Annotated in this window: 18 protein-coding genes; 1 reads left to right on the plus strand and 17 read right to left on the minus strand. The window is 71.0% G+C overall.

Annotated features, from left to right (window positions below):
• Window positions 1-15 precede the first annotated feature (15 nt).
• The 6 genes from ACI2K4_RS11445 to efeU all read right to left on the minus strand — a co-directional run bounded on the left by ACI2K4_RS11445 (window position 16) and on the right by efeU (window position 7,858).
• Entirely contained in the window at window positions 16-1,848 is a 1,833-nt protein-coding gene (locus ACI2K4_RS11445; protein WP_404510410.1) for an LpqB family beta-propeller domain-containing protein, read from the minus strand.
• Complete coding sequence (mtrB, locus tag ACI2K4_RS11450) at window positions 1,845-3,521, minus strand: MtrAB system histidine kinase MtrB (protein ID WP_404511746.1); 1,677 nt, start codon at window positions 3,519-3,521, stop codon at window positions 1,845-1,847. The genes ACI2K4_RS11445 and mtrB overlap by 4 nt, the downstream gene beginning before the upstream one ends.
• 115 nt (window positions 3,522-3,636) lie before the next feature.
• Window positions 3,637-4,326, minus strand: coding sequence for an MtrAB system response regulator MtrA (mtrA, locus tag ACI2K4_RS11455; protein ID WP_404510411.1), 690 nt, complete (start codon window positions 4,324-4,326; stop codon window positions 3,637-3,639).
• Window positions 4,327-4,380: 54 nt separating this feature from the next.
• Window positions 4,381-5,661: an iron uptake transporter deferrochelatase/peroxidase subunit gene (gene efeB / locus ACI2K4_RS11460; protein WP_404510412.1), complete on the minus strand. Its 1,281-nt coding sequence runs from the start codon at window positions 5,659-5,661 to the stop codon at window positions 4,381-4,383.
• A 123-nt stretch (window positions 5,662-5,784) separates the two neighbouring features.
• Window positions 5,785-6,918 (minus strand): iron uptake system protein EfeO, encoded by a 1,134-nt coding sequence (gene efeO, locus ACI2K4_RS11465; protein WP_404510413.1) that lies wholly within the window; start codon window positions 6,916-6,918, stop codon window positions 5,785-5,787.
• 46 nt (window positions 6,919-6,964) lie between these two features.
• Window positions 6,965-7,858: an iron uptake transporter permease EfeU gene (efeU, locus tag ACI2K4_RS11470; RefSeq protein ID WP_404510414.1), complete on the minus strand. Its 894-nt coding sequence runs from the start codon at window positions 7,856-7,858 to the stop codon at window positions 6,965-6,967.
• Window positions 7,859-7,953: 95 nt separating this feature from the next.
• On the opposite strand from efeU, the gene ACI2K4_RS11475 reads away from it, so the two are divergent.
• Window positions 7,954-8,121, plus strand: coding sequence for a hypothetical protein (locus ACI2K4_RS11475; RefSeq protein WP_404510415.1), 168 nt, complete (start codon window positions 7,954-7,956; stop codon window positions 8,119-8,121).
• Window positions 8,122-8,162: 41 nt separating this feature from the next.
• Here ACI2K4_RS11475 and ahcY read toward each other — a convergent pair whose 3' ends face one another.
• From ahcY to ACI2K4_RS11530, 11 genes are all read right to left on the minus strand, one after another.
• Window positions 8,163-9,662, minus strand: coding sequence for an adenosylhomocysteinase (ahcY, locus tag ACI2K4_RS11480; RefSeq protein WP_404510416.1), 1,500 nt, complete (start codon window positions 9,660-9,662; stop codon window positions 8,163-8,165).
• 538 nt (window positions 9,663-10,200) lie between these two features.
• A complete protein-coding gene (gene manA, locus ACI2K4_RS11485; RefSeq protein ID WP_404510417.1) occupies window positions 10,201-11,385 on the minus strand; it encodes a mannose-6-phosphate isomerase, class I in 1,185 nt (394 codons plus the stop codon).
• Between the two features lie 2 nt (window positions 11,386-11,387).
• Window positions 11,388-12,365, minus strand: a complete 978-nt coding sequence (locus tag ACI2K4_RS11490; protein WP_404510418.1) for a cation diffusion facilitator family transporter — start codon at window positions 12,363-12,365, stop codon at window positions 11,388-11,390.
• A 31-nt stretch (window positions 12,366-12,396) separates the two neighbouring features.
• Window positions 12,397-13,590 (minus strand): SIS domain-containing protein, encoded by a 1,194-nt coding sequence (locus ACI2K4_RS11495; protein ID WP_404510419.1) that lies wholly within the window; start codon window positions 13,588-13,590, stop codon window positions 12,397-12,399.
• Window positions 13,587-13,775 carry a Trm112 family protein gene (locus ACI2K4_RS11500; RefSeq protein WP_404510420.1) on the minus strand — a complete coding sequence of 63 codons (189 nt, stop codon included), beginning with the start codon at window positions 13,773-13,775 and terminating at the stop codon, window positions 13,587-13,589. The genes ACI2K4_RS11495 and ACI2K4_RS11500 overlap by 4 nt, the downstream gene beginning before the upstream one ends.
• 59 nt (window positions 13,776-13,834) lie before the next feature.
• Window positions 13,835-15,235, minus strand: coding sequence for a phosphomannomutase/phosphoglucomutase (locus ACI2K4_RS11505; RefSeq protein WP_404510421.1), 1,401 nt, complete (start codon window positions 15,233-15,235; stop codon window positions 13,835-13,837).
• A gap of 174 nt (window positions 15,236-15,409) precedes the next feature.
• Window positions 15,410-16,414, minus strand: coding sequence for a hypothetical protein (locus ACI2K4_RS11510; RefSeq protein WP_404510422.1), 1,005 nt, complete (start codon window positions 16,412-16,414; stop codon window positions 15,410-15,412).
• 138 nt (window positions 16,415-16,552) lie between these two features.
• Entirely contained in the window at window positions 16,553-17,443 is an 891-nt protein-coding gene (locus ACI2K4_RS11515; protein ID WP_404510423.1) for a helix-turn-helix domain-containing protein, read from the minus strand.
• A gap of 150 nt (window positions 17,444-17,593) precedes the next feature.
• Window positions 17,594-18,280 (minus strand): deoxyribonuclease V, encoded by a 687-nt coding sequence (gene nfi / locus ACI2K4_RS11520; RefSeq protein ID WP_404510424.1) that lies wholly within the window; start codon window positions 18,278-18,280, stop codon window positions 17,594-17,596.
• A gap of 97 nt (window positions 18,281-18,377) precedes the next feature.
• Complete coding sequence (locus tag ACI2K4_RS11525; RefSeq protein WP_404510425.1) at window positions 18,378-19,574, minus strand: low temperature requirement protein A; 1,197 nt, start codon at window positions 19,572-19,574, stop codon at window positions 18,378-18,380.
• Between the two features lie 157 nt (window positions 19,575-19,731).
• The gene (locus ACI2K4_RS11530; RefSeq protein ID WP_404510426.1) at window positions 19,732-20,166 is read right to left on the minus strand and encodes a hypothetical protein; all 435 of its coding nucleotides are present in this window, start codon (window positions 20,164-20,166) and stop codon (window positions 19,732-19,734) included.
• Window position 20,167 lies beyond the last annotated feature (1 nt).

The raw sequence follows: 20,167 nt of genomic DNA on the forward strand, positions 1-20,167 counted from the left end.
CGGCTTCGACGAGGCTCAGTACCAGAAGAACGGGGCGCTGGGCCGGTCCGACGTGTTCGACGAGGTCGCCGGCATGCTCACCTGTTCCTTGCGGATCTGCAGGCTCGCCGCGGTGGCGACACCGTTCGCCTCGAACATCAGGCCGGGCGAGACCCGGTGCATCGGGGTGTCCGGGTACGCCGACAGGTGCCGTACGGCGCCGTACGTGTCCTCCGCCGGGTACTCGAACGCCCCGTCGAGCCGGACGGTCTGGATCACCGACGACCGGCCCGGCTGTGACCCGGCCACCGCGAGCGTGCTCTCGCCGGTCCAGTCGACCCCGGTCACCGGCGTCACGGAGGTCGCCACCCGGCGAGCCCGACCGACGGTGACCGTCGGGCCGTCGGTGTTCAGCGCCGCGAGATACAGCGCGTTGTCGGCGACGACGGCGACCCGCTGCCCGTCCGGCGCCGCCCCGACACCACTGATCCGACCGGAGACCCCCGGCACGACCACCTTCACGAGCTGAGCCCGGTCGTCGAACCGGTACAGCTCACCGTCGGCCACCACCAGCCCGATCAGCGGGCGCAGGTCGCTCCCGTACAGCCAGACCGGGCGGTCCATGGTCCCGAACGTCCGCGTCTGCTCGAACCTGGACAACGGTGCGGCCCCGGTCGCGACGCGCAGGGCGAACCGCTCCCCGGTCGAGATCACCAACGCCACCTCCGCGTGGCCCGGGTCACCGGCGAAGGCGGCGGAGTGGACGTCGTGGTTCTGCTCCGGATCGACCGGTACGGCCTGGATCGCCTCGTTCTCCACCCGGAGCGGGTAGACCACCCCGCCGAACACGCAGAAGCGTTTGGGGCTCCCACTGATCCCGTAGAGCGGGTGGTCGCGGCGGTAGTCGTCGACATCCTCCACCTTGCGCCGCTGGCTCTGGATCTTCAGCTCCAGTTCACCGTTGGGCATGTCCGAGTCGGTCGGCAGCAGCGACCAGGCAAGCTGGGTGAAGAGGCGGTCCAGTTCGGTGTCGTCGTCCACCTCGGTGGCCGGTACGGCGAGGTTGACCTCCAGACGGTCCCCGGGGTTCGGGACGTTGCCGATCCTGCTGGTCCCCTCGGGCAGCGGCACGACGGCCGAGGTGAGCCACGGCGTGGGGCCGCCGATCAGCCAGCCGAGGATCTCGGTCGCCTGTGACTCCCGGGGCAGCGATTTGGGCAGATAACGCGGGTCGGGCACGAGCGTCGTACGCGCCGCGTTCCAGAAGTAGATCGTCCGGTGGTTGTAGTACGTCTCCAGCGCGTCCGTGCTGAGCAGGAGCACCGGCGGAGGTTTGATCATCCACACCCCGCCCAGCGGCTGGGTCGTGCCGCCGACGGTGGTGGTCACCTCGCGGATGGTGAAGACGTAGCTCTCCTCGGTGAGCTCGGGCTCGCCCACCGACCCGTCGGCCCGCAGTACGCCGACCTGCTGGACCTGGATGGTGACGGTCCAGCCATTGGCGTCCGAAATGTTCTCCGACTTCGGAGCACCCTTCAGCCGGACGATGTTGATCACCGGCTCGCCGCCGGCCTTCGGCTTGAGCTTGCCGCCGTCGTCGTCCGGGATGTAGCCGTTCACCCGGTTGTAGACCTCGGCGGCCTCGCCCCCCTCGGCGGCGGCGGCCAGGTAGTTCGCGGTGAACTGGGCCGGATCGGTGGTGTCCGTCCGCAGCGGGAGCCTCGGCGTCGAGCCGAGGCCGGTGCCGAGCCCGGACTGGGGTCCCCTGCCGTCCACCCGAACCTCGGTCTCGGCCGGGATGCCGCAGCCGGCCAGCCCGACACAGAGCAGCAGCGCCATCGTCGCGGCGGGCATGACGGGCCGGTTCACCTGGTCACCTCCGTACGCGGAACGCCGACCGGTGATTCGGCCGGGTGGTCGGACCCCTCGGGCCCGGATTCCGTCCCCTGCGCCGGTGTCGCCCCCGGCCCGATCGCCAGCCGGGGGGCGTTCGGCACCTGCAACACCGGGACGATCGTGGCGTCGCCCGGCACCAGTCGCAGCGGTGCCGAGGTGAGCCGGTCGCCGGCCCGGACCGGCAGGGTGAGGCGGAACTGCGCACCCTGACCGGGCGCCCCCCAGGCTTCGAGCCAGCCACCGTGCAACCGGGCGTCCTCCAGGCTGATCGACAGCCCGAGCCCGGTCCCGCCGGTCTGCCGGGCCCGGGACGGGTCGGCCCGCCAGAACCGGTTGAAGACCAGCTTCTCCTCACCCGGCTTGAGCCCCACCCCGTGGTCCCGCACGGTGATCGCCACGGCCTGCTCGTCCACGCCGAGCACCACCTCGACCGGACGCCCCTCGCCGTGCTCGACCGCGTTGCCGACCAGGTTGCGCAGGATCCGCTCGACCCGGCGGGGATCGACCTCGGCGATCACCGGCAGGTCGGGCGTGGTCATCCGCAGCGGTACGCCCAGCCGGGCGGCAAGTCCGTCGAGCCGGTCCACCACCCGGTGCACCACCGGGACCAGATCGGTCGGCTCCGCGTCGAGCATGGCGAAGCCGGCGTCGAAGCGGCTGATCTCCAGCAGGTCGGTCAGCAGCCCCTCGAACCGGTCCAGTTCGGCCTGGAGCAGTTCGGCGCTGCGCGCCACGGCGGGATCGAACTCGTCCCGCTCCGCGAAGATCAGGTCGGCCGCCATCCGTACGGTGGTGAGCGGCGTACGCAGTTCGTGCGAGACGTCCGAGGTGAACCGGCGCTGCAACCGGGACATCTCCTCCAGCCGGACGATCTGCCGCTGGAGGTTGGTCGCCATCTGGTTGAACGAGGCGGCGAGCAGCGCCAGGTCGTCCTCGCCGTTGACCACCATCCGCTGGTCGAGCAGGCCGGCGGAGAGCCGCTGGGCGGTCCGGGAGGCCACCCGTACCGGATTGACCACCAGGCGGGTGACCAGCGCGGAGAGGAGGCCGAGCAGCAGCACCAGGGTGATCCCGGTGGCCACCACGGTCGACCGGGACTCCTCCGCGATCTTGTCCCACCGGGTCAACGGCACGAAGTAGTAGAGCTCCACCTGACCGAACTTGGTCGGCACCGGGGAGCCGTAGACGAGGTACTTCGCCGTACCGGCGTCGAGGTCGCCGGTCTGGATCTGGTGCGCGACCTCGCCGCCGACCACCCGCTCCCGCAGTTCCTTACTGATCATCGGACCCACGTCGACCCGGGCCGGCGAGGTGGCCGCCGGGATGCTCGGGTAGCGGTCCGCCTGGAGCGCGACCACCACACCGGCGACCTGTTCGGGGTCGTTGCCGGCCAGGTAGAGGGCGGTGGCCTCGAAGGTGGCGCCGAGCTTCGGCGCGTACGACACCGGGTAGACGCTGATCTGGCTCTCCGCGTAGTTCCGGCCGTTCTCCAGCCTTTCCTTCACGTCGGCGGTGGCGTTGTCGAGCAGGATGTTGGTGATCCGCTCGGCGACCAGCACCGCGAACCCGCCCACCAGCAGGCTCGACGCTACCAGGGTGATGCTGACGACACGGAGTTGGAGAGACCGGCGCCAGGTCTGGTGCAGGCCGGCGCCGAAGGCCCTGGTCCGGGCGAACGCGACACGCCAGACCTCCCGCGCGGCGGTGCCGACGCGGGTCAGGAGCTGGGGAACGATGGGGTGGGCCACAGTGGCACCCAGGCTATCCGGTGCCCGCCTTGTAACCCACGCCGCGCACGGTGAGGATGATTTCGGGTCGCTCCGGATCCGGCTCGATCTTGGCTCGCAGGCGCTGCACGTGCACGTTGACCAGGCGGGTGTCGGCCGCGTGGCGGTAGCCCCAGACCTGCTCCAGCAGGACCTCCCGGGTGAAGACCTGCCGAGGCTTGCGGGCCAGCGCGACCAGCAGATCGAACTCCAGCGGGGTCAGCTTGACCTCTTCGCCGTCCCGGCTGACCGTGTGTGCCGGCACGTCGATGTTGATCTGGTTGCCGGGCGGGCCGATGGTCAGCAGCTCCGGCGCGGCGTCCTCGCCCCGGCGCAGCCGGGCCCGCATCCGGGCCACCAGCTCCTTGGGCTTGAACGGCTTGACCACGTAGTCGTCCGCGCCCGACTCCAGGCCCAGCACGACGTCGACGGTGTCGCTCTTCGCGGTCAGCATGACGATCGGTACGCCGGACTCGGCCCGGATCGACCGCGCCACGTCGATCCCGCTCATCCCCGGCAGCATCAGGTCGAGCAGGACGATGTCGGGGCGGCTGTCGCGGAACGCGGCCAGCGCCCGCTCCCCGTCGGCGACAAAGGAGGGCAGGAAACCCTCGCTGCGCAGCACGATGCCGAGCATCTCGGCCAGCGCGGGGTCGTCGTCGACCACCAGTACCCGGGCTCTCATGGCATTAATATTCCATCCCCGTTCACGTTCGTGGGACCGGCACCACCCCGCCGATCAGTCAAAGAGTGCGCGCCCCCAGAAATCGCCCCGATCTTGTACGCCCGGCGGGCAGGCAAAGAGACCACTGGATACGTGACGTAGATACTCGTTCAACCCATCGTGACGAGCAAGCTCCGTCTGGATCGGCACGAACTGCCGACGCGGGTCCCGCTGGTACGCGATGAAGAACAGCCCGGCGTCGAGCCGGCCCAGCCCGTCCGAGCCGTCCACGTAGTTGTAACCCCGCCGGAGCAGCCGCGCGCCGTTGTGACGGTCCGGGTGGGCCAGCCGTACGTGCGCGGTCTCGGCGATCCGGGGTTGCCCGTCGGGCCCGGTCGCCCCGAGGTCGATCGGCTGGAACTCGTCCCGCTGGCCCAGCGGCGCGCCGCTGCCCTTGGCCCGACCGACCAGTTCCTCCTGCTCACCGAGGGAGGTACGGTCCCAGGTCTCGATGATCATTCGGATCTTGCGGGTGACCAGGTACGAACCGCCGGTCATCCAGTCCGGTCCGTCCCCCGGCTGGACCCAGAGGTGCTCGCGGAGCAGGTCGGTCTCCTCGACCTTCAGGTTGGCCGTACCGTCCTTGAAGCCGAAGAGGTTGCGCGGCGTGGCCTGGTGCTGGGACGTCGACGAGGTACGCCCGAAGCCGAGCTGGGACCAGCGCACGCTCACCACGCCCATGCCGATCCGGGCCAGGTTCCGGATCGCGTGCACGGCCACCTGCGGGTCGTTGGCACACGCCTGCACGCAGAGGTCACCGCCGGATATCTCGGGGCGCAGCGCCTCGCCGGGGAACTTCGGCAGCTCGGCCAGGGCGGCCGGGCGCCGGTCGGCGAGGCCGAACCGGTCCCGGCCGTCGGCGTCCCGGAACAGCGACGGCCCGAACCCCACGGTCAGGGTGAGTCCGGACGGCGGCAGGCCGAGCGCCTCACCGGTGTCGTCCGGCGGCGCCTCCTGGGCCCCCTTCACCGCACCGACCGGCCCCGCGTCCTGGCCGAGGGTCATTCGGGCGGCGGCCGCGCTCCAGTCCTGGAGCAGCTCGACCAGCCGGGCCCGGTCCTTGGTGATCACGTCGAACGCGACGAAGTGGAGTCGGTCCGGCACCTCGGTGGTGATGCCCGCCTGGTGATCGCCGTGGAACTGCACCCCGTCCGAGGGCGAGGCGGCCGCGTGCGGCGATGGGTCGAGCGCTCCGTGCAGCAGCGCACCGGTCACGCCCGCGACCCCGGCGCCGGCGATACCGGCCGCGCCGGCCAGCCCGATCGCCCGGCGACGTGACACCCGGTTCTCCGACACCGCCCACCTCCTCTGACCGCCACACCCACACTTGAGACGAGCCGCCGCGCTCCTGTGCCGACTGCACCGCCACGCTCTCGTGCGACCGTGCCGCCGGCGCTCGTACCGACCGAGCCGCCGGGCCTACTTGGCGACGACCGCCGCGACCTTGCTGATCGGCTCGGCGAGCGCGTTGATCGCGTCCGAGAGGTCCTTCAGCTCGGCCTGGCTCAACTCGTTGTGCAGCTTCCAGCCGTCGCCGGCCCGGTGCTCGGCGAGCGTGCTGTCGACCGTGGCGAAACCGCCGTCGAGCGAGGTGACCAGCTCCGGGGCCCGCTCGGTGAGCACCGGGCGCAGTGCGGCGACGGCCGCCTTGGAGCCCTCGACGTTCGCGTTGAAGTCCCACAGGTCGGTGTGCGAGTAGCGGTCCTCCTCGCCGGTGATCTTGCCGGTCGCCACCTCGTCGAGGAGTTCCTTGGCGCCGTTGGCCAGGTTGAGCGGGGAGAGCCGCTCCGCGTTCGCCTTGGTCACGATCTCCTTCACGTCGGCCAGCAGCCGGTCGGCGATCGGGCCGTCCTTGCTGATGTCGCCGGTGGTCCAGAGATCCTTCTCCAGGCGGTGGAAGCCGGTGAACTCCATCCCCTCCTCGATCACCTCTTCCCGGCCGTCGATCTTCGGGTCGAGGTCACCGAAGATTTCCGCGACCGGCTCGATCCGCTCCCAGTAGGTACGGGCCACCGGGAAGAGCGCCTTCGCCCCCGCGACGTCACCGGCCTTGACCGCGTCGACGAACTCCGTGGTCTTGTCCAGCAACGCGCCGGTCTGGCTGCGGACGTACCGCTGGTAGCTGTCGGTCGCGCTGGCCAGCGCGGCGTCGTCGGTGAGCGGGGCGGACGAGCCGCTGACCGTCAACGCGCCCCGGATGCCCTTGCCGATCATGCCCGGCTTGCAGGCCGTCTCGTACGTGCCGGCGGGCAGTTCGACGTGCAGTTCGCGGCTGAGGCCGGGCACCACGTTCTCCACCTCGCCCATCACCCGGTCACCGGCGGCGTAGACGTAGAACTCGGTCACCTTGGCCCCGGAGTTGGTCACGCTGAACACGACCGTACCGGCGCCGACCTCGGTCTCGGCCACCTCGCAGGCGGTGTCGGTGGCCTTGACCCTGATCGGCCCCCCGGCGGCGGCGGTGCCGGCGTCGTCCTTGGCACCGCAGCCGGCCAGGCCGGCACCGGCGAGCACACCGGCGGCGGCGAGCGCCACGAGTCGGGTGGTACGCATGCGAGTTCTCCTTGCGGTTCGGAACAGAGGCGGGTGGGTGCCGCGCTCAGGCGGACCGGGTGGCGGTGGCCGGACCGGTCGTGGCGCCGACGGTGGCGGGGGTGGTCCCGGAGGCACGGCGTCCGGGAAGCAGGAAGAGGATCAACACCGGGACCGCGTACGCGACCCAGGCGACGACCTCCAGCACGGTCGACGAGGCGGTGATGTTGAACATGCCGCTGAGCAGGGTGCCGTACCAGGTGCTCGGGTCGAGCACACCGGAGATGTCGTACGCGACACGCTTGATGCCGGGCAGGACGCCGGCCTCCTGGAAGTCGTGGGTGCCGTACTTGAAGATGCCGGCGGCGACCAGGATCAGCAGCGCGCCGGTCCAGGTGAAGAAGCGGGTCAGGTTGATCCGGACCGCGCTGGCGTAGAGCAGGTAGCCGATCGCGACCGAGGTGACCACCCCGCCGATCAGCGCGTAGAGCGGGCCGCCGTCGACGTCCGCTCCCTGCACCGCCGAGTAGAAGATGAGCGCGGTCTCCAGCCCCTCCCGGACCACGGCGAGGAAGGCCATCAGGGCAACCGCGAGGGAGCCGACGGCGAGCGCCTCGGTGAGCTTGCCGCGCAGTTCGCCGCTGAGCGACCGGGCCGCCCGGCGCATCCAGAAGATCATCGCGGTGACAAAGGCGACCGCGGCCACCGAGGTCACCGCCTCGAACAGCTCCCGGTCGGCGGAGTCCGCCAGCAGCGTGGTGCTGGTGTATTCGAGCAGCCAGCCGAAGAAGACCGAGAGCGCGACGGCGGCGGCCACCCCACCCCACACCTGCGGCAACCGGTCCCGGCGGTCCGACTTGACCAGGAAGGCGACCAGGATGCTGACCACCAGGGTGGCCTCCAGGCCCTCACGCAGGCCGATCAGGTAGGTGGCGAACATGAGGAACCCCGGGTTCGTCAATAAGGCTGGCCTAACTTAGGACAGCCTACCTTCTACCCCGTTTCCGCAGGTTGTCAAGGTGGCGCCGGCCACTGCGGCTCTGATCCAATGGCGGGGTGAAGGCCTTCGTACCGTGGCTCGTCGTCCTGGTGGTCATCATCGCGCTCAACGCGCTACGGCTGCGTCCACTCGCCACGGCGGTCGCGCTCGGCTGGCTCGGCTACTGCGTCTGGACCTGGGTACGTCCCACCCGTACCCGGCACGACGACGGCCGGGCCGGCTGACCCGTGAAGGTCAGCCGGCCCGGCCGGTACGACGAGGTGACTCAGTAGCGGTAGTGCTCCGGCTTGAACGGACCCTCGACCGGAACGCCCAGGTAGGCGGCCTGCTCCTTGGACAGCTCGGTCAGCTTGGCGCCGAGCGCGCCGAGGTGCAGCCGGGCGACCTTCTCGTCCAGGTGCTTCGGCAGCACGTACACCCCGACCGGGTAGTCGTCGGTCTTGGTGAAGAGCTCGACCTGCGCGATGGTCTGGTTGGCGAACGAGTTCGACATGACGAAGCTCGGGTGCCCGGTGGCGTTGCCCAGGTTTAGCAGCCGGCCCTCGGAGAGCACGATGATCGAGTGACCGTCGTCGAACTTCCAGACGTCGACCTGCGGCTTGATGTTCAGCCGCCGTACGTCCGAACGCTTCGCCAGACCGGCCATGTCGATCTCGTTGTCGAAGTGACCGATGTTGCCCACGATCGCCTGGTGCTTCATCCGGGCCATGTGCTCGTTGGTGATGACGTCGAAGCAGCCGGTGGCGGTGACAAAGATGTCGGCCGTCTCCACCACGTCGTCCAGCGTCGCGACCTGGTAACCGTCCATCGCCGCCTGCAACGCGCAGATCGGGTCGACCTCGGTGACGATGACCCGGGCCCCCTGGCCGCGCAGCGACTCCGCGCAGCCCTTGCCCACGTCGCCGTAGCCGAGCACGACCGCGACCTTGCCGCCGATCAGCACGTCGGTGGCCCGGTTGATGCCGTCGATCAGCGAGTGCCGGCAGCCGTACTTGTTGTCGAACTTGCTCTTCGTCACCGAGTCGTTGACGTTGATCGCCGGGAAGAGCAGGGTGCCGGCCTGCTGCATCTCGTAGAGCCGGTGCACGCCGGTAGTGGTCTCCTCGGTGACCCCCTTGATCCCACCCACGACCCGGGTCCACCGCTGGTTGTCCTCGGCGAGGGAGCGGTGCAGCACACCCAGGATGACCGCGTACTCCTCGGAGTCGGCGGACTCGACCGGCGGGACCACACCGGCCGCCTCGAACTGGGCGCCCCGGTGCACCAGCAGGGTGGCGTCACCACCGTCGTCGAGGATCATGTTCGGGCCCTGTCCGTCCGGCCAGAGCAGCACCTGCTCGGTGCACCACCAGTACTCCTCCAGGCTCTCGCCCTTCCAGGCGTAGACCGGGACACCGGCGGGCGCGTCGACCGTGCCGTTCGGGCCGACCACGATCGCGGCGGCGGCGTGGTCCTGGGTGGAGAAGATGTTGCACGAGGCCCAGCGGACCTCCGCGCCCAGCGCGGTCAGCGTCTCGATCAGCACCGCGGTCTGGATCGTCATGTGCAGCGAACCGGTGATCCGGGCGCCGCGCAGCGGCTGGGCGGTGGCGTACTCGCGGCGCAGTGACATCAGGCCGGGCATCTCGTGCTCCGCCAGCTCGATCTCCTTACGGCCGAAGTCGGCCAGCGACAGATCCGCCACCTTGAAGTCACCGTCGGCCACCGTCGCGGGCCGGGCTCCGGTCGACGCACCGCCAGAGGGCGCCGGGAGAGTGCTGGTCATGAAAGCTCCTGTCGTACGGGTCTGCTGCGCGACCCTCCACATTACGCCCGGCCGCATTCGCGCCGGCACAGGCGGTGCCGGCACTCCCGGACATCCGCGACAATCCACGACGCATGGCCCGTCGGGCGACGGCCACCCGGAGACTATCCAATGCCCGCCGTCCCGGCCCGGCTGGCGCGGCCCGGCTGGCGCGGCCCGGCTGGCGCAGCCCGGCTGGCGCAGCCCGGCTGGCGCGGGGGCGTCCGGCGGCGTCCGTACCGGTCGCCCAGGCAGGGCGCGGAGACCGGCCGCGCCCACCCACGCCGCCGACGGTACGCAGCGCGCGGGGCGGTGGGGCGTGGACGGTTTCCCGCCCAGCGTCCCTCCGCCCCGCGCATCCCCCCGGTTTGGTACCCCCGCGCGCGCCTACGACCCCCATCGCAATGACGCTGCGTAGTTATAGAGTCACAGCACGCAGCATCACTGTCAAGCCAAACCGGAAATGTCCGACTCGACAGGTGAGGCGAGGTCTGGGAGTTCGACCGGCAGGCGCGAAATCTCAGGCCGGAAGCGACAATCCGGCCGAACCCACGAAAACTTCACCAGTGCCGGAGAAGAGGAGCGGACCACCGTCCGCCGCGCTGATCGCCGCCCGCCCCGGCTCGACCGTGACCTCACCGGCCGCGTCCCGGACCCGTACCGAGCCGGAGCCACCGAGCACCACCCGGGGCCCGGTCAGGGCCAGTCGCGCCTGCGGCACCTCGGCGTCCAACCGGACCCGGTGCAGCGCGAAGTCGTCGATCGGCACCCGCCAGCCGACCACACCCGGCGCCACCGGCACCGGTGCGAGCAGCGGATCGTCCAGCACCTCGAACCGCAGCACCCGCAGCAGTTCCGGCACGTCCACGTGCTTCGGCGTCAGCCCGCCGCGCAACACGTTGTCGCTGCCCGCCATGATCTCCACCCCGGCCCCGCGCAGGTACGCGTGCAGGTTGCCGGCCGGCATCCAGATCGCCATCCCCGGTTCGAGCCGTACGTGGTTGAGCAGCAGCGCGACCAGCACACCCGGGTCGGCCGGATACCAGCCGGCCAACCACCGGACCAGCTCCTGCTCGGCCGCGAAATCCGGACCGAGATCGGTGCCGCGTACCGTCTCGACCAACCCGGCCCGGTCCACCGCCGGCCAGGACAGCAACCGCTCGACCGCGTCGCGCAGCCCGTCCACGCCGCCGCGCAGGGCCGCCACCACCGGCTTGAGCGCCGGAATGTCGAACGCCTCCAGCACCGCCGCCGACACCCCGGGGTCCCGGAATCCGCAGAGCGCCTCGAACGGCGCGATCGCCACCAGCACTTCCGGCTTGTGGTACGGATCCACGTAGTTGCGCTGCGCGGTCGGCGGCAGCGCCTGGTCGGCGGCGTAGCCGAGGCGGGCCTGCTCCGGGTTCGGGTGGGCCTGCAACGACAGCGGCGCCTCCGGCGCCAGCAGCTTCATCAGGAACGGCAGCCGACCGTCGAACCGGGCCAGCACCTCGTCGCCCAGCCAGCGCCGGGGCTCGGCGGCGAGCAGTTCGAGCAGGCTCACCCGGGCCTCGCCCTGGTGCACCATGGCCGGAGAGGCCGGGTGCGCGCCGAGCCAGAGTTCCGCCTCCGGCCCAGGGGTCGGTACGGTGCGACCTTGCAGGCCGGCAATCACCGTACGTGATCCCCAGGCGTAGTCACGGATCGGTCCGTGCAGTGGTTCCACGATCAGCCTTCCCCACCCGATTCGGAGGCGGTCGCCGGGTCGGCGCCCTCCGACGGCGACTCCCGCCGGGCGCTGTAGATGTCCGGCTCCAGGTAGATGACCCGGGCGATCGGCAACGCCGACCTGATCCGCGACTCCACGGCGTCGATGTCCCGGGCCAGCCCTTCGGCCGAGGCCGACGGCTGGACCGCGATCTTCGCGGCGACCAGCAGCTCCTCCGGCCCCAGGTGCAGGGTACGCATGTGGATGATCCGCTCGACCTCGGAGCCCTCGGTGATCGCCCGCTCGATCCGGCCGACGTCCTCGGGGCTGGCACCCTCGCCGAGCAGCAGGCTCTTTGTCTCCATGGCCAGGATGACCGCGATCGTGACGAGCAGGAGACCGATCGCCGCCGTACCGGCCGCGTCCCACCTGCCGTCGCCGGTGACCAGGGTCATCGAGACGCCGACCAGGGCGAAGATCAGACCGAGCAACGCGCCGAGGTCCTCCAGCAGCACCACCGGCAGCTCGGGTGCCTTCGCCCGGCGGACGAACTGCGCCCAGCTCGCCTTGCCCCGGACGTGGTTGGACTCGACGATCGCGGTCCGGAACGAGAACGACTCCAGGGCGATCGCGACGAGCAGCACGGCGACCGGCACCCACTGGTGGTGGTCGATCCCGTGCGGGTCCTTCCACTTGTGGTACGCCTCGTAGAGGGCGAACAGGCCACCGACGCTGAACAGCACGATCGAGACGATGAAGGCGTAGATGTAGCGCTCACGCCCGTACCCGAAGGGGTGTTGCGGGGTCGCGATCCGCAACGCCCGACGGCCGCCGACCAGCAGCAACGCCTGGTTGCCCGAGTCGGCCAGCGAGTGCACCGCCTCGGCCAGCATCGACGACGACCCGGTCAGCAGCCAGGCGACGAGCTTGGTGACCGCGATGCCGAGGTTGGCCAACAGCGCGGCGATGATCGCCCGTGTCCCCCCACCGGCGCTCATGTCGCGCTCCCCTCCTGGCTGCCGCGCACGTTCACGGGTTCGAAAGCTCCTTCATCTCGGTCACCGCCGGCACCGCCATCGGGTCGAGCCCGTGGGCCAGGGCCAGGTAGACGGAGGCGAAGTCCGGTACGGCGATCAGCGACGCGAGCCGCTCCAGCGCCGAACCACCCTCGGCGGTCACCACGTCGCACCGCACCCCACGGCGCTCGGCCAGGGTCTGCAACGCGTCGGCCCGCCGCTCCTCCACGGCCAGTGGCTCGTCGCTGTCGTCGTCGGCGTTGAGGCCGCCGTCGCGCAGCAGCACCACCCGCAGCCGGGTCCGGTCGGACTCGTCCTCGGGGTCGGCGAAGATGTCCCGGGTCGACTCGGCCAGTCCGCCGAAGACGCCGTCGAGCAGCCCCACCCGGCCCCGCCCAGCCTCGCCGAGCGCACCCGCGACCACCGGGTAGCGGGCATTCGCCGAGAGCGTGTCACCGAACCGCCGCGCGGCGACCGTGGCCAGCGGGGACGAACCCCAGACCACCGGCACCGAGTTTGCCAGCCCGAGCGCCAACGCCTTGGCCGGGTTGACAAACGATTCGGCGCTGGGCCGGCTCCGGTCGGCGTCCGCGTCGAGCCGGGCCGCGGTCTCGGCCAGATCCGCCTCGTTCACCTTCACCAGCCCGAGTGCCCTCGCGGCGAGCAGCACCGGCACGGTCAGCCCCCAGAGGCTGGCCCGCGCGGGCGCGCGCCGGGGCACCGGGATGAACGGGGCCCGGACCCCCTCCGCCACCGACTGGAGCTGCGAGTCGGGCGCACCGACGGCGACCAGCCTGGCCCCGCGCCGGGCCGCCGCCTCGGCCGCGCCGAGCGCCTCCGGGCTGCGCCCCGAAGCGCTGACCGCGATCACCACGTCGGCCGCACCCACCCAGCCCGGCACCCCGGCGCTGCGGTGCGCGATGACCGGCACCGGGCAGCGCGGCCCGGCGACCGTGGCGAGGATGTCACCGGTCCGCCCGGCGGTGCCGATGCCCGCGATCACCACCGCCCGTGGCCGCCCCTCGTCGGCGAGCACCCCGAGGTTCGCCTCCGCGGCGAGCGCGGCGGACTCGCGTACCTGGGCGCCGGCCGAGGCGGTGAAGCGGAGCATGCCGCCCGGATCGGCCTCGGACAGTGCCGACGAGTCGTCGAGCAGCCCCTCGTCGGGGACCCGTCGCCCGCTCACGCCGGCGTGGGCGTCCATCACTTCTCCTCCTGTGCGGCACCGCCGCGGGCCTCGTCGAGCAGCAACACCGGTACGTCGTCGCGAACCTCGAAGATCCGCTGGCACTCGGTGCAGGTCAGGGTCTGCCCCACCGGGTCGTAGTCGAGCGGGGCGTGGTGTGTGTCCGGGCAGGCAAGAATCTCGAGTAACTGCGGGTCGAGGGCCACGGTGCGGCTCCTTCCACGTCATCCGGCGGCCGAGGGCGTTCCGGCCGGCGCACGGGATCTTATCGGCGTACCAGCTCGAGCACCTCGTCGCGGAGCGCGATCATCCGGTCCTCGGTCGGCCCCTCCACGTTCAGCCGCAGCAGCGGCTCGGTGTTGGAGGGCCGCAGGTTGATCCAGGCCCCGTCGGGGAAGCGGACCGTCAGCCCGTCCAGCTCCTCGGTCTCGGCGCCCTGGTAGACCTGCCTGACCTCGGCCAGCTTCGCCGCCTGGTCGGCCACGGTCGAGTTGATCTCGCCGGAGCAGACGTAGCGCTCGTACTCGGCGGCGAACTCGGAGAGCGGACGGTCCTGCCCACCGAGCGCGGCGAGCAGGTGCATCGCGGCGAGCATGCCGGTGTCGGCGAACCAGAAGTCACGGAAGTAGTAGTGCGCCGAGTGCTCCCCGCCGAAGACCGCGTTGGTACGCGCCATGTCGGCCTTGATGAAGGAGTGCCCGACCCGGCTGCGAAGCGGCTCGCCACCGTTCTCCCGGATGATCTCCGGCACGGCGCTGGAGGTGATCAAATTGTGGATCACCGTGGAGCCGGGGTGTTTGGCCAGCTCGCGTACGGCGACCAGGGCGGTGATCGCGGACGGCGAGACCGGCTCGCCCCGCTCGTCGACCACGAAGCAGCGGTCCGCGTCGCCGTCGAAGGCGAGTCCGAGGTCGGCGCCGTGCTCCCGGACCGCCGCCTGGAGGTCGACCAGGTTGGCCGGGTCCAGCGGGTTCGCCTCGTGGTTGGGGAAGTTGCCGTCGAGCTCGAAGTAGAGCGGCACGATGGTCAGCGGCAGGGCGGGCAGCACCGCGTCGCCGAGCACCACCGGCACGGTGTAACCACCCATCCCGTTGCCCGCGTCGACCACCACCTTGAGCGGACGGATGCCGCGCAGGTCGACCAGGCCACGCAGGTGTGCCGCGTACTCCGAGAGCAGGTCACGCCGTCGCAGCGGCGGAAGCGGGTCGCGCACCGGCAGCGGTTCGCCCTTGTCCAGCAGCGCCTCGGCCCGGTCCCGGATCTCGGCCAGGCCGCTCTCCTGCCCGATCGGGCGGGCGCCCGCCCGGCACATCTTGATCCCGTTGTACCGGGCCGGGTTGTGGCTGGCGGTGAACATGGCGCCGGGCAGGTCGAGGCTGCCCGAGGCGTAGTAGAGCAGGTCGGTGGAGCCGAGGCCGGCGTCGATCACCGACATCCCCTCGGACCGGACCCCGGCGGCGAACGCCTCGGCCAGCCCGGGGGAGGTTTCCCGCATGTCGTGGGCGATCACGACCGTCTCCGGGGCACCGGCCGTCCCGGCGACCTGGTCCCCGCGCAGAAGCTGCGCGAAGGCCACGCCCAATGCCTCGGCGACCCGCTCGTTCCACTGCTCTGGGACAGTGCCACGGACGTCGTACGCCTTGACGACCTGGGACAAATCAGACAACGGTCTCGCTCCTCGGTGATACGCCAGCCAACGGCCTGAGCGTATCGGAGCCGACGCCCCGGCCGAGGGTAAGGACGGTTGCCGAGCCAGCTCGACGCGGACTCGGGACGGTCATGATCAGATCAGGTCGGCATCAGCTCGCGACGCCGCCACCACCAACCGACGTGGGTCGGGTCAGGGGCGCACCCTGGGCATGATCACCGTAGAGTCGCCGCCCCTCGGGATCACCGTGGTCGAGTCGCCGCCCCCTGGGATGACGGTGGTCGCGTCGCCGCCCCTGGGAATGACGGTGGTCGCCTCGCCGCCCCTCGGGATCACCGTGGTCGCCTCGCCGCTCCTGGCCCCGTACACGGTCGGGACACCGCCGCCCGGCGGGTACGGCGGACGCGGCCCACCCCCGGGGGGCATCCCGCCCGCACCCGGCTCCTCCCGGCCGCCGCCCCGGGCCCGGCGCAGCAGCAGTACCAGCAGGGCGATTCCGATCGCCACCATGCCGACCCCGACCACCATCACCATCGAGCCGATCCCGCCGCCGCCGTCACCGCCGGCACCGGCACCCAGACCGGGCTGACCCGTCGGTGCCGCGACCGCCGCCTCGGTGACCTCGGGCTCCTCGGCCTCGAGCGTCTCCTCCGGCGTCGGGCTCGGCGAGGCCGACGTCCGGGACGGCGTCGGGGTGACCTTGGCGCCGTTCACCTTCCGGGACTCGGCGTCCTGCTTGAGCAGGTCACCACCGGCCGCGTACGCCTCGCCCACGACGTTGATCCGACCGGCCGGCACACCGGCGGCGAGCGCCAGCTTGTAGCGCATGGTGACGCTCTTGCGGTCACACAGCTCCGGCTTCTCCGGCGCGCTGCGCGCGCTGCGCAGCGTCCCGTCGCCGGACATGGCGACCGGTTGCCAGCTACCGTCGACGGCGACCAGCAGCGTGACGTCGTCGGCCGACAGCCCCGACATCTGCAACGCCACCCCGGTCCGGACCGAGACGCAGCCGTCGGACCGCTTCGACACGGCCACGTTGACCGAGCCCGGCGTCCCCCCGGCGGTGAAGCTGCTGGACGAGCTGAGCCGGACCGAGACCTCGTCGTCGGCCAGCGCCGGTGCCGCTCCGGCCACCACCAGGCCCGCCAGGAGCGCGCACACCGTCGCGAGTCGAGCCGCGCCGCGCCGTACCAACATGATCACCTCGCCGCTTCCGGTAGGGGTACGGCCGACAGGCTACCGTGCGCGACCACCGGCACTTCGTCCCCGGCCACGGCGCGAGCGCGTCGACATCGCGGCGCTCGGTCCGGTGGCGCGGTCGGCCCGCCGCCCGGGTCAGGGCAGCTCGGCGGCCAGGTTCGCCAGCCACTCCGTCGACTCCGCACAGGTCAGGGCGTCGGAACGGAGGTTGTCGAAGACCATCCGGTAGCGGGCCACCCCCGGCTCCTTCTCCACGTAGATGTCGCCCGCCTCGTTCTCGACGTAGACCACGTCACTGTCCGCCGGTTCCCCGGTCGGCTCGTCGCCGTCCATCCCGTCGGCGAAGCTGAGCAGCATGAAGGGGCCGGTGTTGCAGGCGTACGCGCCGCGCGCGAACGGCAGCACCTGGAGCTGGACGTTGGGCAGCTCGGCCATCTGCACCAGGTGACGCAACTGCGGACCCATCACGTCCGCCCCGCCGACCTGCCGGCGCAGGACCGCCTCGTCCAGGATCGCCCAGAGCCGGACCGGATCCTCGGCACGGGTGAGAATCCGCTGCCGGGCCAGGCGTACGACCAGCTTCTCCTCGGCCGACTCGGGCGTCTGCTCCAGCAGCGTCTTCCGCAGCACCGTACGGGCGTACTCCTCGGTCTGGAGCAGTCCGGGCAGCACCGAAGACTCGAACGTACGCAGCTCGCTCGCGTCGTGCTCCAACGCGATCAGGGTCGAGTACTCCCAGGTGAGGGTGTCGCTGTGGGCCTGCCACCAGCCTGCCTCCTGGGCCTGCCGGGCGAGCGCGACCAGCCGCTGCCGCTCGGCCCCCTCGACCCGGTAGACGTCGAGCAACTCGTGCACGGTGCCGGGCGTGATCCGTACCCGGGCGGTCTCGATCCGACTCACCCGCGACGGCGAGCAGCGCACCTCCAGGGCGACCTGCTCCGCCTTGAAGCCCGCGGCCTCGCGCAACTTGCGCAGTTCTCGGCCGAGTTGCCGGCGTCGCACGGTGGGTGGTGATCCGACAACCATTCGGTGCCTCCCTGTCCGATTCCCCGAGGCATCCTCCCGCACAGCACGTGCTTTGTCAGCAACAGATCGTTGCCTTTCCTGCCGGGCGGAAGGACGTCACCGTGCGTCGTGACCCGCGCCGGGCCCGGCCGAGCACCGACCCGGCCGGCATCACTCCAGGTCCGAGGCGGGCAGTCGGCCCAACGCCCCCCGACACAACCGATCCGCCTGGCGGGTGCTCTCCGGCAGCCGGTAACGCGGAGTGAGGGCCAGTACCTGGGCGCAGGCGTTGTCGAGGTCCATCCGATGCCCCACCGACACGAAGACCGGCTTCACCCCGTCCCGGGTGCGCAACACCCGCCCGACCGTCTCCGTGCCGTCCCGCAACGGCGACCATGATCCCCGCGTCGCGGCCGGGGCCTCCCAGGTGCCGAGCAGCGGGGTCTTGCCGACCCCGATCGCCGGCAACCCGGTCAGCACGCCGAGATGGCACGCCAGCCCGAACCTGCGCGGGTGAGCCAGCCCGTGCCCGTCGCAGACCAGCAACTCGGGTGCGGTGGTCAGTTGTCCGAGCGCCTCCATCAGGGCGGGCAGCTCGCGGAACGCGAACAGGCCCGGGACGTACGGAAACGCGGCCCGACCGACGGCCACCGCCGTCTCGACCACGGCCAGCGTCCCCGCGTCCAGCACGGTCACCGCCGCCGCCAGCCGGTCACCACGCTCGGCGTACGCGACATCCAGGCCGGCGATCGTGCGTGGCCGCGCCGGCCCCGGCCCCACCAGGTCGACCAGCGGTCGCAACCGATCCTGTACGGCCTCCGCCTCGGCCACCGTCTCCGGGCACACCGCACTCGTCACCCGACCCACGTCCCCTCCCAGCCAGGCGGCCTCCGCGACACGGCTCCCGCGCCACATGGCGGCTCCCGGGCGTGTGCTGTCCCAGGCACCGTCCAGGTCACAGTGGCGGGTTGGTCGCCGCCCGTTCGTGCCGTCTGGCAAGGGTCTCGTGCACCGCCATCCCGGCGAGCAGCAGGGTGGCGACGAGCGGCGAGATCATCGGATTGACAAACGCCATGCCCGGCGCCACCAGGATGAGCGCCATCATCCCGCCCCGGAGCGACGGATTGACCCGACCGAACAGTTGGTACTCGAAGAGCAGCCGACCGGCCAGGAAGACAACCGGCCCGCCGAAGATCACGGCGACCCAGGCCGGGTCCATCGGCGGGTCCGGGTCGTCGATAACCAGCCGGTAACCGACCCCGGCGATGATGATGCCGGCCACCATCAGCAGCAACGCGTAACTCGCCGACTGGCCCAGCCCGGCGGCGCTGCGGGCCCTGGCCAGCGCCGCCGCCAGGCCGAGCCCGGCGTGGTAGAAGAAAATTCGCCAGAACAGCAGCGTGGTCAGGAACGACGCGACGAAGATCGTCATCTGACCGGTCGTGAACGGCCGAACGCTGATCGCGATTCCGGTGGCGATCACCGACTCGCCGAGCGCGATGAGCAGGAACTGCGTGTAGCGCTCCGCGAGATGGTCCTCGGCCATGATCCACTTGTCGTTGCCCGGGGAGCCGAGGAACGGGGTCCGCCAGTGCAGCGCCGGGCCGAGCAGCTCGATCAGCACGGCGATCGTCCAGAGTGCGCCCCGGGTCTCCGCCTCGAAGAAACCACCGGTGAGCCAGAGGCTGGCGGCAAAGACCGACCAGCACAGGATCCGCACCGAGGGCGGCTGGCGCGGGTGCCCCCGCATCGCCCAGACCAGGTACAGCGGTCGACCGATCTGGATCACCACGTACGTGACGACAAAGATCAGGCCCCGCTCGCCGAACGCCTGCGGCAGGCAGACCGCGATCAGCAGACTGCCGAACATCGTCACGATCACCACGAGCTGGATATCGGACCGTTGCGGATCGAACCGGCTGGTCATCCAGGCGTTCAGATACCAAATCATCCAGAGCGCGCCCAGGAACAGCATGGTCTGGCCGGTCTCGGAGAGCAACGCCTTACGGGAGATGGTGAAGTCGTCGGTCAGCCGCTGGGCGACCCGGGTGATGGCGAAGACGAACACCACGTCGAAGAGGAGTTCCAGGACGGTGACCCGGGGCGTACTCCTGCTGTCGCCGAGTCGACCGGTCGCGAAGGGAGTGGTCACGACCCGTACGGCAGTGGACGGAGCGTCAACTGACCGGGCCGGCTCGACAGGCACTCGGCATGCGACTGTTCCGGACGCGGCATATCAGCACTAACGAGCGAACCAGGGTTGGGTCACCGAGATCACTTCGATCCGTTCGACCGCCGGTGGCGCGGAATCAGTCGGCGAGAGAGGGATCGGCCCCCGGATCGCCCTCGCGCCGCAACTTCTCCTCGAACATCCGGAACGTACGGCGCCGAATTCCCCGGACCAACGCCTTTTCCTCGACGGTCAGGAACCGGTTCTCCTCCCTTTCCCGCGCCACGATCGCCTGGACGGTCTCGTAGAGCGCGAAGACCGGTCCCTCACCACGCAGATAGCGCCCTCGGTCCCGCTCGGTGTGCTGCACGAATTCGTCCCGGGAAAGCTCGTCCACCTCGCCCCCTACGTCCGAGACGATCCGGAGTACGAGATGGTTCACCGGCTCCCAGCCCCCGGTGTCGATCGTCATCCGCCAAGCCGCCAGCCCGCCATCCGGCGTCCCAACCATCTTGACCGGCGAGTCGTAGTAACTGAAAAAGGCAGGCAGGGCCAGTCCCGGCGCCGCTGTCATG

The organism is Micromonospora sp. NPDC050397 (assembly GCF_044901685.1).
In the GTDB taxonomy this organism is placed as follows: domain Bacteria; phylum Actinomycetota; class Actinomycetes; order Mycobacteriales; family Micromonosporaceae; genus Micromonospora_G.

Coding starts and splice junctions, on each gene's coding strand:
- ACI2K4_RS11530 (WP_404510426.1), bottom strand. CDS start 20,166: ATGACAGCGGCGCCGGGACTGGCCCTGCCTGCCTTTTTCAGTTACTAC.
- ACI2K4_RS11490 (WP_404510418.1), bottom strand. CDS start 12,365: ATGAGCGCCGGTGGGGGGACACGGGCGATCATCGCCGCGCTGTTGGCC.
- efeO (WP_404510413.1), bottom strand. CDS start 6,918: ATGCGTACCACCCGACTCGTGGCGCTCGCCGCCGCCGGTGTGCTCGCC.
- mtrA (WP_404510411.1), bottom strand. CDS start 4,326: ATGAGAGCCCGGGTACTGGTGGTCGACGACGACCCCGCGCTGGCCGAG.
- ACI2K4_RS11515 (WP_404510423.1), bottom strand. CDS start 17,443: ATGGTTGTCGGATCACCACCCACCGTGCGACGCCGGCAACTCGGCCGA.
- ACI2K4_RS11510 (WP_404510422.1), bottom strand. CDS start 16,414: ATGTTGGTACGGCGCGGCGCGGCTCGACTCGCGACGGTGTGCGCGCTC.
- ahcY (WP_404510416.1), bottom strand. CDS start 9,662: ATGACCAGCACTCTCCCGGCGCCCTCTGGCGGTGCGTCGACCGGAGCC.